Raw genomic sequence first — 15,933 nt, 5'->3', positions numbered from 1 at the left:
AGCCCCGTGTCGTGCAGCTCATGCTGCGGACAGCCGCCCCCGGATCGGTCCCCTAATCTGCCGGCAGCGCCGAACGCCGGCCGCGAGCGTGACACGTGATATGAGCCTGCTGAACTTTCCGAGTGACCGCCCCATCGATCTCGCCTGCCTCGGCCGCGTGGCCGTGGATCTCTATGCGCAGCAGTACGGCAGCCGCCTCGAGGACGCGCGCAGCTTCCAGATGTATCTCGGCGGCTCGTCGGGCAACGTCGCGTTCGGCGTCGCGCGGCTCGGGCTGAAGACCGCGATGATTTCGCGCGTCGGCGACGAGCAGATGGGCCGCTTCCTGCGCGAGACGCTCGAGCGCGAAGGCTGCGACACGAGCCAGCTGCAGACCGACCGCGAGCGCCTGACCGCGCTGGTGCTGCTCGGGCTGAAGGATCGCGATACGTTCCCGCTGCTGTTCGTGCGCGAGAACTGCGCGGACATGGCCGTGCGCGCCGACGAGATCAGCGAGGACTTCATCGCCGGTTGCCGCGCGCTGGCGATCACCGGCACGCATCTGTCGACGCCGGGCACGCGCGAGGCGTCGCTGACCGCGTTGACGTATGCGCGCCGCCACGGCGCCGTGCGGATCCTCGACATCGACTACCGGCCGGTGCTGTGGGGCTTGACCGCGCGAGGCGCCGGCGAAAACCGCTACGTGCCCGACGCGCAGGTGACGCGGCAGTTGCAGCAGGTGCTCGGCGAATTCGACCTGCTGGTCGGCACCGAGGAGGAATTCCTGATCGCGGGCGGCGTGCCAAATGATCTGATCGCGTCGTTGCACGCGGTGCGCGCGATCACGAACGCGACGCTGGTCGTCAAGCGCGGTGCGCTCGGCTGCTGCGTGATCGAAGGCGACGTTCCCGCGCGCATCGACGATGCGCCGACCTTTCTCGGCGAGCGCGTCGAAGTGCTCAACGTGCTCGGCGCGGGTGACGCGTTCCTGTCGGGGCTGCTGTCCGGGCTGCTGCGCGGGCGCGACTGGGCCGAATCGACGCGTATCGCGAACGCATGCGGCGCGATCGTCGTGTCGCGCCACGCATGCTCGGCCGCGATGCCGACGCCGGCCGAACTCGCGCACTGGTTCGACGGCAGTCGCAACCCGGTGGTCGATGCAGACCGCACGCTCGCGCACCTGCATCGCGTGACGGTGCCGCGCCGCGAATGGGACGATCTCTGCGTGATGGCGTTCGACCATCGGAGCCAGTTCTACGAGCTCGCGGTGCAGGCCGGCGCGGACGAAGCGCGGATCAAGACGCTGAAGCGCCTGCTCGTGCGCGCGGTCGAACAGGTCGAGCGCGATCGCGGCATCGCGGGCCACGTCGGTGTGCTGATCGACGGCGGTGCGTACGGCAGCGACGCGCTCGCGTCGGCCACCGGGCGCGGCTGGTGGGTCGGCCGCCCGGTCGAGTTGCCCGGCTCGCGGCCGCTGCGCTTCGACGACACGCGCTCGGTCGGCTCGTCGCTCACGCACTGGCCGACCGAACAGGTCGTGAAGTGCCTTGTCCACTATCACCCCGACGACCACGTCGACCTGCGCGTCGAGCAGGAGCAGCGCGTGCTGGAACTGTGGGAAGCCACGCGCGCGAGCGGCAACGAACTGCTGCTGGAAATGATTCCGCCGCGCGCGGTCACGCCGGCCGGCACCGAGGACGACGCGGTGCTGCGCACGGTCGCGCGCTTCTACAACCTCGGCGTGAAACCCGAATGGTGGAAGCTCACGCCGCTCACCGCCGACGGGTGGGCGCGGCTCGCCGCGCTGATCGCCGAGCGCGACCCGTACTGCCGCGGCGCGGTGATCCTCGGGTTGAACCAGCCGTTGCAATACCTCGTCGACAGCTTCCGCTCGGCGACCAACCCGATCGTCAAGGGCTTCATGGTCGGGCGCACGCTGTGGGCCGATGCGTCGCTGAACTGGTTCGCGGGCCGGATCGACGACCAGGCGCTGATCGACGAAGTGGCCGGCAACTTCGCCCGACTGGTCGACGCGTGGCTGGGCCGCCGGGCCGCCGCGCGCGCCGCGGCGGCCTGATGCCCGTGTTCGTGACGACCACCCGACTTCTCTCTATCGACCGACGATGACCACCACCGTAAGACTGACCGTCAGCCAGGCGCTCGTGCGCTACCTGGCCGCCCTGCGCGCCGAAGTCGTCCAGCCCGACGGCCGCACCGAGATCCTGCCGTACTGCGGCGGCGTGTTCGCGATCTTCGGCCACGGCAACGTGGCCGGGCTCGGCGAGGCGCTGCACGCGGAGAAGGACCGGCTGCCGACGTTTCGCGCGCACAACGAGCAAGGCATGGCCAACGCGGCCGTCGCGTTCGCGAAAGCCAATTTCCGCCAGCGGATGATGGCCGCGACGTCGAGCATCGGCCCCGGCGCGACCAACATGCTCACTTCCGCCGCGCTCGCGCACGTCGGCCGCCTGCCGCTGCTGCTGCTGCCCGGCGACGTGTTCGTGTCGCGGCTGCCCGACCCGGTGCTGCAGCAGGTCGAGGATTTCGAACAGGGCGACGTCAGCGCGAACGACTGCTTCCGGCCCGTGACGCGCTACTTCGACCGCATCACATCGCCGGAGCAATTGCTCGTCGCGCTGCCGCGCGCGATCCAGGTGATGACCGATCCCGCGCAGTGCGGGCCCGTGTGCCTCGCGCTGCCGCAGGACGTGCAAACCTTCGCGTACGACTGGCCCGAGGATTTCTTCGCGCCGCCGGTGATCCGGATGCGCCGCTCTCCGGCGGATGCGCTCGAACTCGCCGATGCGCTCGACGTGCTGAAGGCCGCGAAAAAGCCGCTGATCGTCGCGGGCGGCGGCGTACTGTACAGCCAGGCGTGGGACGCGCTGCGCACGTTCGCCGACACGCACGGCGTGCCGGTCGCCGAATCGCAGGCCGGCAAGGGCAGCCTCGCGTGGGACCACCCGCTGAACCTCGGCTCGATCGGCGTGACGGGCTCGCCCGCCGCGAACCGCGCGGCCGCGCAGGCCGACGTCGTGTTCGCGGTCGGCACGCGGCTGCAGGATTTCACGACCGGTTCGCACGCGCTCTACGGCGACGCGACGCTGCTGAGCCTGAACGTGCAGCCGTTCGACGCCGGCAAGAAACGCAGCCGACAACTGGTGGCCGATGCGCGCACGGGCCTCGGCCAGCTGTCGGCCGCGCTGGCCGGCTGGCGCGCCGACCCGGCGTGGACCGCCGCGAACCGCGACCAGGCCGCCGCATGGAACGCGCGCGTGACGGACCTGACCACGCGGATTCCGAAGGACACGCTGCCGTACGACGCGGAAGTGATCGGCGCGGTGCGCGACTCCGCGGCCGACGCGGGGCGCGACAGCGCGCGCGACGATCTCGTCGTCTGCGCGGCCGGCACGCTGCCGGCCGAGTTGCACAAGCTGTGGCGCAGCGGCGTGCCGGGCAACTACCACATGGACTATGCGTATTCGTGCATGGGCTACGAGGTCGCCGGCGGCCTCGGCGCGAAGCTCGCGCGGCCGGAGCGCGAAGTGATCGTGATCGTCGGCGACGGCTCGTACATGATGCTCAACGCCGAGCTCGCGACCTCCGTGATGCTCGGCCGCAAGCTCATCGTCGTGATCCTCGACAACCGCGGCTACGGCTGCATCGAGCGGCTGCAACTCAATTGCGGCGGCGCGAGCTTCAACAACATGCTCGACGACTGCGTGCCCGAAGGCGGCGAACGCTCGACGATCGACTTCGCGATGCATGCGCGCGCGATGGGCGCCGAAGCCGTGCACGTGCGCGACATCGGTGAATTGCGCGACGAAATGAAGCGCGCGCGGGCGGCGACGAAAAGCCAGGTGCTCGTGATCGACACCACGCACCGCCGCACGACCGACGACGGCGGCGCGTGGTGGGAAGTCGCGGTGCCGCAGGTGTCCGAACGCGCCGGCGTCGAAGCGGCGCACCGCGCGTATCTCGACGCGAAGACCCGCCAGCGGCGCTGATCCACGCCCCTTTCCATCGGCCGCGCCGAGACAACAACATTCGAACCCAGGAAACACGTCATGAGCTGGAACGTCCGCATCGGTATCAATCCCCTGTCGTGGATGAACGACGACCTGCCGTCGCTCGGCGGCGAGACGCCGCTCGAAACGGCGCTGAAGGAAGGCGCCGAAATCGGCTATGCGGGCTTCGAGCTCGGCAACAAGTTTCCGAAGACGGGCCCCGAACTGAAGGCGAAGCTCGCCGAATTCGGGCTCGTGTGCGTGTCGGGCTGGTATTCGGGCTTCCTCGCGGAAGTCGCGCCGGGCATGACCGATGCCGATGCCGTCGCGGCGGAAATCGAGCGCTGCCGCGCGCACATGACGAAGCTGCAGTACAACGACGTGAAGGTCGTCGTGTACGGCGAATGCGCGGGCACGATCCAGGGCAACATCGACACGCCGGTCGCGAAGCGGCCGCGTTTCGTCGGCGACGCAGCGTGGCGACGCTATGCGTCGCGCCTCGACGCGTTCGGCGCGCACTTGCTCGACACGTACGGCATCAAGCTTGCCTACCATCACCACATGGGCGCGTACGTCGAGTCGCCGGACGACGTCGACCGGCTGATGACGCTGACCGATCCCGCGAAGGTGTTCCTGCTGTTCGACACCGGCCACGCGTATTTCGGCGGCGCGGCCGACCCGGTGGCGCTGCTGAAGAAGCACGTGTCGCGCGTCGCGCACGTACATTGCAAGGACGTGCGGCCGCAGGTCGTGAACAAGGCGCGCAACGACGGCTGGAGCTTCCTGAACGGCGTGATCAACGGCACTTTCACGGTGCCGGGCGACGGCGCGCTCGACTACGACGCGACGCTGCGCACGCTGAAGGACGCCGGCTACGAAGGCTGGCTCGTCGTCGAGGCCGAACAGGACCCGGCCGTCGCGCCGAGCTATGCGTATGCGAAGAAGGGCTACGAGTCGCTGCGCGCGATCGTCGATCGATTGAGCGCGTGAGTTCGCGCGCCAGCACCCGAGCGTCCGAGCCCTACCCTATTGCGGAGACCCACTTCATGACGATTTCTCCCCTGCTGGTCAAGGCATCCGCCGACCGCGAAATCTGCAACGTCACACCCGAATCGGCCGGCTGGAAACATGTCGGCTTTCGCGCGCTGCGCCTGAAGGCCGGCGACACCGAAACGCTCGACACCGGCACGCGCGAATTGTGCGTGGTCGTGCTGACGGGCACGGTACGCGCGGACGTCGACGGCGAAGCCTACGACGCACTCGGCAAGCGCGACAGCGTATTCGAGGACGTGTCGCCGGACGCGCTGTACGTGCCGGGCGGCAAGACCGTCACGCTGGTCGCGACGCGCGATGCGGAAGTCGCGCTGTGCACCGCGCCGTACGCGAGCGGCGACAAGCGCGTGCAGCGCCTCGACGGCGAGCGGATGCGCCGCTCGGTGCGCGGGCAAGGCACCAACACGCGCTACGTGTGCGACATCCTGATGGGCGACAACGCGGCCGCCGACCGGCTGCTCGTCGTCGAAGTCGTCACGCCGGCCAGCCATTCGAGCAGCTATCCGCCGCACAAGCACGACCGCGACGCGGCGCCCGACGAGACGTCGCTCGAGGAAACCTACTACCACCGGATCGATCCGCCGCAGGGCTTCGCGTTTCAGCGCGTGTACACCGACGACCGCAGCCTCGACGAGGCGTGCGCGGTCGAGAACCACGACGTCGTGATGGTGCCGCGCGGCTATCACCCGGTGGTCGCGCCTCACGGCTACAACCTGTACTACCTGAACGTGATGGCGGGCCCAAGCCGCGCGTGGGCATTCAAGAACGATCCCGCGCACGAGTGGATGCTCGACGCGGCGCCGAAACGCTGAAGCGTTGACGTGCTGAAACGCCGAAGCACTGAACGGAAGACGGGCCCGCGCGCGGCCCGTGACGATGCGACGCCCGGCACGCGCGTACCGCGCCGGCAACGCCACGGAGCCGCCATGGTGACGCCCCCCTTTCGCCTCGAACCCCACGCCTTCGACGATGCGTCGAACCCGGCGCTACCGCACTTCAATGCGGCCATCGCACGCCGCATCGGAGAAATCGCGGTCAACCTCGCGTCGCGCCGCGGGCTGCCGATCGCGGTCGCCGTCGTCGGCGGGCAGGCGCCGCTGTTCTACTGCGCGCTTGACGGCAGCGACGCGCACGACAGCGATACGATTCGCCGCCGGCAGAACACGGTGCTGCGTTTCGGCCAGAGTTCGCTCGCGGTCGGCGCGTGCTTTCGACGCGCCGGCTGGTCGCTGCGCTCGCACGGCCTGTCGGACGACGACTACGCGCTCGACGGCGGCGGCGTGCCGTTGCGGCTCGACGGCGCCGGCATCGTCGGCGCGATGACGATCGCGGGGCTCGGCTCGGAAGACAATCACGCACTCGTCGTCGAATGCCTGCGGTGGCACGTCGGCGCGAATGCGCTGGCGATGAGCGCGTAGCGGCGCGAACGGCACACACGCACCGTTCGCGCGTACTGCACGGATGCTCAGCGCAGCCCGCCGCTCGCGACGAGGCGCTCGCCGGTCAGCCAGCGTGCATCGTCCGATGCGAGGAACACGGCGACCGACGCGATGTCGTTCGGCTCGCCGAGCCGCCCGAGCGGCGTCTGGCCGAGCACTTGCGCTTCGAGATCGGAACCGATGATGCCCGCGCTGTGCGTGCCTTCGGTCACGACCATCCCCGGGTTGATCGCGTTCACGCGGATCTTGCGCGGGGCGAGCTCGAGCGCGAGCACGCCGGTGATCGCGTCGACCGCGCCCTTCGTGCCGCTGTACACGGCGCTGGCCGGCGGCGTGATGCTGGTCACGACCGAGCTGATGTTGATGATGCTCGCGCCTTCGCCGAGATGCTTGGCCGCCGCCTGCGTGGTCAGCAGCACGCCGAACACGTTCGTGTCGAACTGCCGACGGTAGTGTTCCTCGGTGATCGCTTCGATCGGCGCGAATTCGTACACGCCGGAGTTGTTGACAAGCACGTCGAGACGGCCGTACGTGTCGATCGCGGTATCGATGATGCGCTGCGCATCGGCGGCCTTCGACACGTCGCCGCCGACCGCGACCGCGCGGCCGCCCGCCTCGGTGATCGCGCTCACGACCGCATCCGCGCCCGCCTTGCTGCTCGCGTAGTTGACGACGACCGCCGCACCTTCGTCGGCCAGTGCCTTCGCGATGCCCGCGCCGATGCCCTTCGACGCGCCCGTGACGACCGCTACCTTGCCTGCCAGCTTGCTCATGATTTCATTCCTCAGTCAGAAGACCTTCGATGGATGGCGCCGATTGCCGCGACGAGGTTGCCGCGGCAATCGGCCTGACTGGAAATTTACGTTGCGGCGCCGCAGCGATAAAGCGGCTCGACGCGAATTGACTGGCGGAGTTTGCCGAACAATCGACCGGGCGCGGTCAGCCGGCGCTCAGCCACGCGTCGGCAACCGCGCCGTGCAGCCCGTCGAGCCCGCCGTCGTAGACGATCCGTCCGCGCCCCATCACCGCGACCCGTCGCGCGAGCCGCGGCGCGAGCTGCAGCCGCTGCTCGATCAGCACGATCGCGACGCCGTCGGCCTGCAGCGCGGCGAGACACACGCCGACCTCGTCGACCGCGAGCGGCGCGAGCCCCTCGGCCGGTTCGTCGACGATCAGCACGCGCGGGCGGCCGGCGAGCGCGCGCACCAGCGCGAGCACCTGCTGCTCGCCGCCCGACAGTCGCCCGGCTTTCACGTCCGCGCGTGCGGCCAGCAGCGGAAAACGGTCGAACAGGCGGTCGAGCGCCGCACGTTCGGCCGCGCCGCTCGCGCCGCGCAAACCGAGCCGCAGGTTGTCGCGCACGGTCAGCAACGGAAACACGTCGCGGCTTTCAGCGACGTAAGCAATACCGCGCCGCGCGATCTCGAACGTGCGCGCCCCCGCGCACTCGGCGCCGGCGATGCGCACCGAGCCGGCCGTGCGCACGAGCCCCATCACGGCCTTCGCGAGCGTCGAGCGCCCGGAGCCGTTGCGGCCGAGCAGCGCGAGCGTCTCGCCCGGCGCGAGCGCGAGATCGACGCCGTCGAGCACGGGCTGCATCCCGTACCACGCGCGCAGCCCGCGAATGTCGAGCACCGCGCTCATGCGGCGCCCTCGCCCAGGTACGCGGCACGCACGCGCGGATCGGCGCGGATCGCGTCGGGCGCGCCGGTCGCGACCACCGTCCCGCGCACGAGCACCGTGATGCGTTCGGCGAAACCGAACACCGCGTCCATGTCGTGCTCGATCATCAGCACCGTTCGGCCCTGCGTCGTCGCGCGGATCAGCGCGATCATCCGCGCGGCCTGCGCGCGGCTCATGCCGGCCGTCGGCTCGTCGAGCAGCAGCGTACGCGCGCCGCTCGCGAGCGCGATTCCCAGATCGAGCGCGCGCTGCTCCGCATAGCTCAATTCGCCGGCCGGCGTGTCGCGCCGCGCGTCGAGGCCGATGTCGTGCAGCACGCGCGCGGCCGCGAGATCGACCGACGAGGATTCGCGCAGCCGGTTCCACCAGCGCCGCCGTTCGGCCGGCGCATGCAGCGCCGCGCAGCGCAGGTTGTCGAATACGCTCAGGCGCGCGAACGCGCTCGTCTGCTGGAAACTGCGGCCGATGCCGAGGCGGCTCGCGACGACCGGCCCGCGCCCGCGCAGCTCGACGCCGTGCAGCATGACGCGCCCGCGCGTCGGCCGCGTCGCGCCGGCAATCACGCCGAACAGCGTCGACTTGCCCGCGCCGTTCGGCCCGATCAGCGCATGGCGCTCGCCGGCCGCGACACTCAGATCGACACCGTCGAGCACGGTCTGCGCGCCGAAGCGCTGCACGATGCCGTGAAGCGCGATCGCGTTGCCGTTCATCGCGCGTCCTCCCGCGTGCCGGCCGCCGCGCCGTGCCCGAGCCGCGCGCGCCAGCCCCACAGCAGCATGCCGATGCCGGCCGCCGAACAGGCGACGGCCCAGCCGGCCGGCGTATCGGCGTCGATGCCCCATGCGCCGAACGCGACGCCCGTGCCGTCGTCCTGCGCGAAGCGCCACGCATAGCCGAGCTCGGCCGCGCAGACGATCGCGACGCCCCAGAACGCGCACGCGCCGACGCCGCATACCATGCGCCATCGCTCGACCGCCGGTGCGCCGCGCCGCAGCACCTGCGCGAGCGCCTGCGCCATGCCCGCAATCCCGCCCGGCGCGGCGACGACGATCGCGACGAACAGCACGCCGAGATACAGCGCCCATGCGCGCGACACGCCCGCGACGACGATGCTCAGCGCGGTCAGCACGGCCGCGCCGGCCGCCGGCCCGAAGAATGCGCCGGTGCCGCCGATCACCGCGGCGATCAGCACGGTCGCCGAGCGCGCCATCGATACGCTGTCGGGCGTCGCGATTTCGACGTCGATCAGCGTCAGCGTGCCGGCGACGCCGGCGAAGAACGATGCGCAGGTGACCATCGCGAGCCGCACGCGGCGCGGATCGGTACCGAGCGCCGCGACGCGCGCCGGGTTGTCGCGCACCGCGTTCGCGAGCCGCGCGAGCGGCGTGCGGGTCAGCGCATGCATCGCCCATGCCGACGCGACGCACCACGTGGCGATCAGCGCATACGCGTGCGCCGGCGCGCCGAAATGTGCGTTGCCCCACGGCGCGCCGCTCGCGCGATCGATCGGCACGCCGCCGATCCCGCCGAACCACCCGGGCACGCTCCACGCGGCCGCCGCGACGCATTCGCCGAGCCCGAGCGTGATCATCGCGAACGCGGTGCCGGAACGGCGCGTCGCGAGCAGCCCGGCGACGCACCCGAAGCCCGCGCCGGCCATGCCGCCCACGAGCGGCAACAGCGGCAGCGGGCCGCCGATGTGATTGAACCAGTGCGCGGCCGCGAACGCGCCGACGCCCGCGAACGCCGCATGCCCGAACGACAGCAGCCCGGTTGTGCCGAGTTGAAGGTTGTACGACAGCGCGAGCACGACGAGCGCGGCCGTCTGTGCGAGATAGCCGAGCACCGCGCCGTGCGGCCACAGCCACGCGGGCGACGCGAAGCATGCGGCGAACAGCGCCCAGCGCACGCATCCGGCCAGTGCGCGGCTATGCATCGACACGCTCGCCGAACAATCCGCGCGGCCGCGCGACCAGCACCGCGACGAGCAGCAGGTACGGCACCAGCGGCGCCAGTTGCGCGATCGACACCGCGGCCACGCTGTCGGGCAGCGCGATGCCCGTCCATTGCGCGAGGTCGCGCAGCGACGTGTCGCTCGCGGCCGCGAAGGTCTGCGCGAAGCCGACCGCGAGCGACGCGACGAACGCGCCGCCGAGCGAGCCGAGCCCGCCGATCACGACGACCGCGAACACGATCGACCCGACGGTTTCGGCCAGCGCCGGTTCGATCACCGCGAGCGGCGCACCGATCACGCCGGCCAGCGCCGCGAGCGCGGTGCCCGCGCCGAACAGCGCCGTCATCATGCGCGGCACGTCGTAGCCGAGCGCCTCGACCGCCGCGCGATGCGTGAGCGCCGCGCGCACGACGAGCCCGATGCGCGATGCACGCAGCAGCACGCCGAGCGCGACCAGCATCGTTGCGGACATCGCCATCATGAACAGCCGGTAACGCGGCAACGCGAGACCGAACACGGTCGCGGGCGCGCCGTCGAACAGCGGCGGCACGGGCGCCGGCAGCGGCGCGAGACCCCACACGAGTTTCGCGCCCTCGCCGATCAGATACGCGAGCCCGAAGGTCAGCAGCAGTTCGCTCGTATGGCCGCGCGCCTGCACGCGGCGCAGCAGCGCGCGTTCGCAGCCGGCGCCGAGCAGCCCGACCGCGAGCGGCGCGAGCACGAGCGCGAGGCCGAAGCCCGCATGAGCCGCGATGCTGTAGCCGACGTACGCACCGAGCATGTAGAAACTCGCATGCGCGAAGTTGAGCACGCCCTGCACGCTGAAGATCAACGTGAGGCCGGCCGACAACATGAACAGCAACAAGCCGTAGCTGAGGCCGTTGAAGGCCTGGAGCGCGAACGCGTGCACCGCGTCGCGTCAGGCGGCGAGCGGTTCGAGCGCGGCGCGCAGCGCGTCGGGCAGCGGCACCGGGCGGCGCGTGCCGCGATCGACGTACACGTGCACGAAATGCCCCTGCGCGGCGGGCGACGCATCGCCTTGCGCGAACAGCCCGACCTCATAGCGCACGCTCGACGTGCCGAGCTTCACGACGCGCAGCCCCGCGTCGACCGATTGCGGAAACACGAGCGGCGCGAAGTAGTTGCACTGCGTCTCGACGACCAGCCCGATCGTCTGCCCGTGCTCGACGTCGAGCACGCCCGCGCGGATCAGGTACGCGTTCACGACGGTGTCGAAGTAGCTGTAGTAGACGACGTTGTTCACGTGCCCGTAGACGTCGTTGTCCATCCAGCGGGTCGTGATCGGGAGGAAGTGGCGATAGGCGTCGCGCGGACGCGGCTGCGGCTTGTCGGACATGGCGATGGCGCTCACTCAGGACGATGGAGGCGAAGGGTACGAAGGAGACGATCGGAACGACGCGCGGCGGCCGCATGACGCGATGCGCGGCCGGCAACGCAGCCCCGCGCCGCGATCATGCGCGGCACGGCGGACGATACCCCACGGGCAGACCGGCCCGTCACTGGCCCGGCCGGTCGACGAATTCGAAATCGAGGCCGCGCGCGCGCATCCAGTCGGCGAGCGCGACGCCCGTGCCGGCGCGCCACGGGCGCAGCAGCGGCGGATCGACGAGCTTGTATTCGAGCAGTTCCGGCGATAACGACACCGTCCCCGACGCCCGCACGTGGTACGCGATGATCAGTTCGTTCTTGCGGATGAATTCATACACGCCGACGAGCGACACCTGCTCGGCCTTCAGCGCGGTTTCCTCGAACACCTCGCGCGCGATGCCGTCCTCGGGCGTTTCGCCGTTTTCGAGGAAGCCGGTGATCAGCGCGAACATCCCTTCGGGCCACGCGGCGTTGCGCGCGAGCAGGATCTTGCCGTCGAGTTCGACGATCGCGGCGACGACGGGCAGCGGGTTGTTCCAGTGCACGTAGCCGCAGGTGTCGTCGGGGCAGGCCCGGCGGATGCGGCCGCCCTCGTGGTCGGGATCGGCACGCTCGGTCAGCGGGCTCGCGCAGCGCGGGCAAAAACGGTAGTCGGCGGTGGTCATCGAATGAACATGGCGGACGCCGGACGGACGCCCGCAGGGCGGCCCGCGCGCCCGCTCGGCGCGGGAAAGGCCTCATTTTAGCGAGTTTGCCGACGACAGGCGTCCCCCACCCACGATGCATGCCGATCCGCGCCGATTGCCCGGTCATGCCCGACAGACCGCCAAAAGAAACAGGGGCTTCGCGTAGCCACGCGAAGCCCCTGCGAACGGCACTGTTGCGGCGAAGCCGAGCCGGCGACGGGCAAGCGTGCCGCCATCGCCGGCCGGCCGACCTATCCGGCCCGGATGCCGGACGGGCGCCGGGTCAAGGTCTCGAAGCGCCACGACGTGCCCGGGAAGCAAGCGCCACCGCAATGAACGCCGCCTCCCGGACCGAGACCGGCCGGTTACTCGCGGATGACGCCGAAGTCGAGGCCCGCAAGCGGCACCGCCGCGGCGCTTCCGGTCACGCTGTTGCCACGCATCGAGCCGAAGTTGAGACCGGCCAGCCCGCCGTAGCGCTGCCCGTAGCCGGCCATGTGCGCGATGAGGCTGCTCGAACTCGAACGTTCGATGTCGCCGAAGTTCTCGCCCGCGATGCCACCCAGCCATGCATTGCGCCCGCCGGACACCGTACCCGACGACGACGACGACGCGATCCCGCCGTCGTTTTCGCCGACGAGACCGCCGACCGAACTGTCATCGCCGCCCTTCGCCGAACCGGAAGCGCTGGACGCGACGATCGATGCGCCCATGAAGTTCAGGCCGACCAGGCCGCCGACGTAGCTATCGGCGCCCGCGACGACGTTGCCGCTCGCGCGGGTGCCCGTCAGCGTGCCCGCGTTCCGGCCGACGGCCCCGCCTGCGATGCTGGTCTCGCCAGCCGATACGTCGCCGGCCGCCGAGGACCCTGCCACGTCGCCGTGGTTCTCGCCCACGACACCGCCCGCGATGCTCGATGCGTCGGCGACGACCGCCCCGTAGGCATCAGATGCGCTCACGCTCTCGGTATTGACACCGACCAGGCCGCCCGCCTTGCTCCGCACACCGACCTTGACCGCCCCATAGGCAGACGACCCGTCGACCGTGCCGTCGTTCCAGCCGACGAGGCCACCGGCCTTCGCGTCGTCGCGCCCTTCCACCTTGCCATGCGCGTCCGATGCAATCACCTGGCCGATGGCGCCGTTGCGGCCGACGAGGCCGCCGAGTTCGCTGTCGTCGCCCGCCGACACGTTGCCGTTCGCCGTGGATGCGTTCACCGTGCCCGCGTTATACCCGACGAGCCCGCCCGCCACCGCGCGGTTGCCGGCCCGGACGTTGCCGTTCGCCGTCGACGCCAGGATCGTCCGCCGGTTGACGCCGGCAAGCGCGCCGACGATGGCCGACTTGCCAGCCACGACGTCGCCGCCGGCCGTCGACGACGCGATCTCGCCGAGGTTTTCCCCGACCAGGCCGCCTGCCTTGGCGTTGTCGCCCACGGTCACGCTGCCCGTCGCGCCGGACGCTTCGATCGACGCACTGTTGCGGCCGACGAGGCCGCCCGCCGTCGCGTAACGACCGCCGCGCACGCTCGCGGACGACGAGGACGCCCGGATGCTGCCGCCTTCGTTGGAGCCGACGAGGCCGCCAACGAGGCCGCCGACATACAGTCCGTTGGCGTTGCCGTCGGCCGTCGCGGTCGAGCTGACACTGCCCGCGGCCGTCGCGGCCGTGATGACGCCGCGGTTGACACCGACCAGACCGCCGGTGCCGCCGACCGACTGGCTGCTGACCTGTACGTCGGCATGGCTGTTGCTGATGGTCGCCTGACCGCGATCCGGCCAGATGACGGTGATGTTCTCGCCGGCCAGGCCGCCGACCGCCAACGCGTCCTTGCCGCCTTCGACACGACCCGAAACGGATGCGCGATCGATCCGGCCGCTCAGGTTGCTGCCGACCAGACCACCGACAATCGCCCGGCCGTCGCCGCGCACCATGACGTCCCTCGCCTTCACGTTCGTGATGTCGCCCGTGTTGTAGCCGGCCAATGCGCCGACGCTGACGGGGCTGCCGTAGGCCTGACCCGACGTTCGCGCCGTGATTTTCTCCAGCGTGAGGTTGGCGATGCGGCCGGCATTGGACGCAAACAGCCCGACGACCGCTACGCCGGGATTCACGACCGACAGGTTGCCGATGGTATTGCCGAGGCCGTCGAACACGCCGCCGAATGCGCTGTTGCCGCCGAGGCTGCGGAACTGCGCGCCGTTGCCGTTGATCGCATTGCCCAGTACGTAACGGCCGTTCAGGTTGCCGTCGACGCTACGCAGCCCCGCGAGATCGTGAATCACGCGATATGCTTCGCCGTTTGCCGAGAACGATGCGTGGCCCCCCGACAGCGTGACCACCGCATCGTCGTTTGTCAGCGTATGCCCGCTGCCCGAATTCAGCTCGAGGTGCGCGTTTTCACCCGTCAGCGTCAACTTGTTGCCGATACGGATGCGCTTCTCCGCATTCACGGCCACGCCGGCGTTCGCACCACTCGCCGTCACCGACTGCTTCAGGTCGACGTCGCCCTTTTGCGACGTCAGCGTCAGCGCGTTGTCGCTCGTCCAGGTCACGGCGTCGCCCACCGTCAGATCGCCCGACGTATTGGTCAACGCGACGTTCGTCGTGCCGAGGTTGCGCGACAGCGTCTGTCCGTCGACCGCGCTGCCCCCGGAACCGACGCCCGCGTTGGCCGCCTCGATCGCCCACCGGCCCGCGCGGCCCGATGCCGCGCGCGTATCCACCTGCGTGTCGCGCGCCACCGTCACCCGCTCGCCGCGCGTCGTCACCGTGCCGCCTGCCGTCGATGCGTCCTGCGCACTCGCGTCCAGCTTCCCGCCGACATGAACCTGGCCGCCATCCAGCGTGATCTTCCCGTCGCGGCTGCTCAGGCCCCTCGCCTCGATCGTGCCGCTGTTCTTCACCACCGAGCCCAGCAGATCGCCCGCCGCGCGCGCCGTCATCAGCACTTCACCGCCGTCCGCCTTCAGCAGCCCGCCGTTGTGCGCCTGCGCGTCCACCGCGCCGCCTTCCACCTGCACGCTCAGCAGCCCCTGGCCGTCGAAGTTCACATTGAACGCATTGCCCGCGCCCAGCGCCACGCGGCCCATCCGCGCGCGGATCACGCCCGTGTTCGACACCTGCGCACCCAGCAGCGCCACGCTGCCTTCGTCCGCTGCCGTGATCGTCCCTGCGTTCTCCACCGACTGACCCGATGCGCCCGCGAACCGATAGCGACCCGCGAGGAAATCCGCGTCGGACAGGTTCTGCGTCGACGCGACCAGCCCACCCACGTTCACCTGTGCCCCCGCGCCGAACATCACGCCGTTCGGGTTCACCAGGAACACGCGGCCGTTCGCGTCGAGCTGGCCATGAATCTGGCTGCCGTTTTCGCCGATCACGCGGTTCAGCGCGATCGACCGATTCGTCGGCTGGTGGAACGACACGCGTTCGCCGCCGCCCACGCTGAAGTCCTGCCAGTTCGTGATCAGCTTGTCCGTGTGCTGGTTGATCGACATCGTCTTGCCATCCGTCGACGTCGAGATGTCCGCCTGCCCCGACGCGATCACGCCACCCGTCGGCAGTGCAAACGCACTCGACGCGGCCAGCCCGAGCAACGATACCCCGGCTGCGGCGAGCAGGCGCGCGCCTCCGCTCGATTTACTGCGTCGGCGCGCGGTTTCCCCGACCGGGCACCAACTCCGTTGCACTTCGTTCCATACGAGTGAATAGGCCTTATTCATTCGGCATCCTCTTCATTT

Annotated in this window: 13 protein-coding genes; 5 read left to right on the top strand and 8 right to left on the bottom strand. The window is 70.3% G+C overall.

Annotation, left to right across the window (positions count from 1 at the left end; translation table 11 throughout):
• Positions 1 to 100: 100 nt before the first annotated feature.
• The 5 genes from CFB49_RS07115 to CFB49_RS07095 all read left to right on the top strand — a co-directional run bounded on the left by CFB49_RS07115 (position 101) and on the right by CFB49_RS07095 (position 6,457).
• Positions 101 to 2,056 carry a bifunctional 5-dehydro-2-deoxygluconokinase/5-dehydro-2-deoxyphosphogluconate aldolase gene (locus tag CFB49_RS07115; protein WP_069621310.1) on the top strand — a complete coding sequence of 652 codons (1,956 nt, stop codon included), beginning with the start codon at positions 101 to 103 and terminating at the stop codon, positions 2,054 to 2,056.
• Between the two features lie 46 nt (positions 2,057 to 2,102).
• Complete coding sequence (gene iolD, locus CFB49_RS07110; RefSeq protein WP_089490984.1) at positions 2,103 to 3,986, top strand: 3D-(3,5/4)-trihydroxycyclohexane-1,2-dione acylhydrolase (decyclizing); 1,884 nt, start codon at positions 2,103 to 2,105, stop codon at positions 3,984 to 3,986.
• 60 nt (positions 3,987 to 4,046) lie between these two features.
• Entirely contained in the window at positions 4,047 to 4,976 is a 930-nt protein-coding gene (gene iolE / locus CFB49_RS07105) for a myo-inosose-2 dehydratase (RefSeq protein WP_089490983.1), read from the top strand.
• A gap of 56 nt (positions 4,977 to 5,032) precedes the next feature.
• On the top strand, positions 5,033 to 5,851 hold the full coding sequence (gene iolB, locus CFB49_RS07100; RefSeq protein ID WP_069621307.1) for a 5-deoxy-glucuronate isomerase: 819 nt from the start codon (positions 5,033 to 5,035) through the stop codon (positions 5,849 to 5,851).
• Between the two features lie 114 nt (positions 5,852 to 5,965).
• Positions 5,966 to 6,457: a heme-degrading domain-containing protein gene (locus tag CFB49_RS07095; RefSeq protein ID WP_089490982.1), complete on the top strand. Its 492-nt coding sequence runs from the start codon at positions 5,966 to 5,968 to the stop codon at positions 6,455 to 6,457.
• Positions 6,458 to 6,504: 47 nt separating this feature from the next.
• Here CFB49_RS07095 and CFB49_RS07090 read toward each other — a convergent pair whose 3' ends face one another.
• From CFB49_RS07090 to CFB49_RS07055, 8 genes are all read right to left on the bottom strand, one after another.
• The gene (locus CFB49_RS07090; RefSeq protein WP_069621305.1) at positions 6,505 to 7,251 is read right to left on the bottom strand and encodes a glucose 1-dehydrogenase; all 747 of its coding nucleotides are present in this window, start codon (positions 7,249 to 7,251) and stop codon (positions 6,505 to 6,507) included.
• Between the two features lie 166 nt (positions 7,252 to 7,417).
• Positions 7,418 to 8,122 carry an ABC transporter ATP-binding protein gene (locus CFB49_RS07085; protein ID WP_089434902.1) on the bottom strand — a complete coding sequence of 235 codons (705 nt, stop codon included), beginning with the start codon at positions 8,120 to 8,122 and terminating at the stop codon, positions 7,418 to 7,420.
• Positions 8,119 to 8,871, bottom strand: a complete 753-nt coding sequence (locus CFB49_RS07080; RefSeq protein WP_089491432.1) for an ABC transporter ATP-binding protein — start codon at positions 8,869 to 8,871, stop codon at positions 8,119 to 8,121. The genes CFB49_RS07085 and CFB49_RS07080 overlap by 4 nt, the downstream gene beginning before the upstream one ends.
• Entirely contained in the window at positions 8,868 to 10,097 is a 1,230-nt protein-coding gene (locus CFB49_RS07075) for a branched-chain amino acid ABC transporter permease (protein ID WP_089490981.1), read from the bottom strand. The genes CFB49_RS07080 and CFB49_RS07075 overlap by 4 nt, the downstream gene beginning before the upstream one ends.
• On the bottom strand, positions 10,090 to 11,025 hold the full coding sequence (locus CFB49_RS07070) for a branched-chain amino acid ABC transporter permease (RefSeq protein ID WP_089434900.1): 936 nt from the start codon (positions 11,023 to 11,025) through the stop codon (positions 10,090 to 10,092). Before CFB49_RS07070 ends, CFB49_RS07075 begins: the two co-directional genes overlap by 8 nt.
• A gap of 9 nt (positions 11,026 to 11,034) precedes the next feature.
• Complete coding sequence (locus tag CFB49_RS07065) at positions 11,035 to 11,472, bottom strand: acyl-CoA thioesterase (protein ID WP_069621300.1); 438 nt, start codon at positions 11,470 to 11,472, stop codon at positions 11,035 to 11,037.
• A 160-nt stretch (positions 11,473 to 11,632) separates the two neighbouring features.
• Positions 11,633 to 12,169, bottom strand: a complete 537-nt coding sequence (locus CFB49_RS07060; protein ID WP_089490980.1) for an NUDIX domain-containing protein — start codon at positions 12,167 to 12,169, stop codon at positions 11,633 to 11,635.
• A gap of 386 nt (positions 12,170 to 12,555) precedes the next feature.
• Complete coding sequence (locus CFB49_RS07055) at positions 12,556 to 15,915, bottom strand: two-partner secretion domain-containing protein (protein ID WP_089490979.1); 3,360 nt, start codon at positions 15,913 to 15,915, stop codon at positions 12,556 to 12,558.
• Positions 15,916 to 15,933: the final 18 nt, after the last annotated feature.

The sequence above is a fragment of the Burkholderia sp. AU17457 genome (assembly GCF_002223255.1).
Lineage (GTDB): Bacteria > Pseudomonadota > Gammaproteobacteria > Burkholderiales > Burkholderiaceae > Burkholderia > Burkholderia sola.
This window is presented reverse-complemented; position numbering and strand designations above follow the sequence as displayed.

Excerpts from the sequence above, each read along its gene's own strand:
- CFB49_RS07115 (WP_069621310.1), top strand. The coding sequence starts at position 101 with ATGAGCCTGCTGAACTTTCCGAGTGACCGCCCCATCGATCTCGCCTGC.
- iolD (WP_089490984.1), top strand. The coding sequence starts at position 2,103 with ATGACCACCACCGTAAGACTGACCGTCAGCCAGGCGCTCGTGCGCTAC.
- iolE (WP_089490983.1), top strand. The coding sequence starts at position 4,047 with ATGAGCTGGAACGTCCGCATCGGTATCAATCCCCTGTCGTGGATGAAC.
- iolB (WP_069621307.1), top strand. The coding sequence starts at position 5,033 with ATGACGATTTCTCCCCTGCTGGTCAAGGCATCCGCCGACCGCGAAATC.
- CFB49_RS07095 (WP_089490982.1), top strand. The coding sequence starts at position 5,966 with ATGGTGACGCCCCCCTTTCGCCTCGAACCCCACGCCTTCGACGATGCG.
- CFB49_RS07090 (WP_069621305.1), bottom strand. The coding sequence starts at position 7,251 with ATGAGCAAGCTGGCAGGCAAGGTAGCGGTCGTCACGGGCGCGTCGAAG.
- CFB49_RS07085 (WP_089434902.1), bottom strand. The coding sequence starts at position 8,122 with ATGAGCGCGGTGCTCGACATTCGCGGGCTGCGCGCGTGGTACGGGATG.
- CFB49_RS07080 (WP_089491432.1), bottom strand. The coding sequence starts at position 8,871 with ATGAACGGCAACGCGATCGCGCTTCACGGCATCGTGCAGCGCTTCGGC.
- CFB49_RS07075 (WP_089490981.1), bottom strand. The coding sequence starts at position 10,097 with ATGCATAGCCGCGCACTGGCCGGATGCGTGCGCTGGGCGCTGTTCGCC.
- CFB49_RS07065 (WP_069621300.1), bottom strand. The coding sequence starts at position 11,472 with ATGTCCGACAAGCCGCAGCCGCGTCCGCGCGACGCCTATCGCCACTTC.
- CFB49_RS07060 (WP_089490980.1), bottom strand. The coding sequence starts at position 12,169 with ATGACCACCGCCGACTACCGTTTTTGCCCGCGCTGCGCGAGCCCGCTG.
- CFB49_RS07055 (WP_089490979.1), bottom strand. The coding sequence starts at position 15,915 with ATGAATAAGGCCTATTCACTCGTATGGAACGAAGTGCAACGGAGTTGG.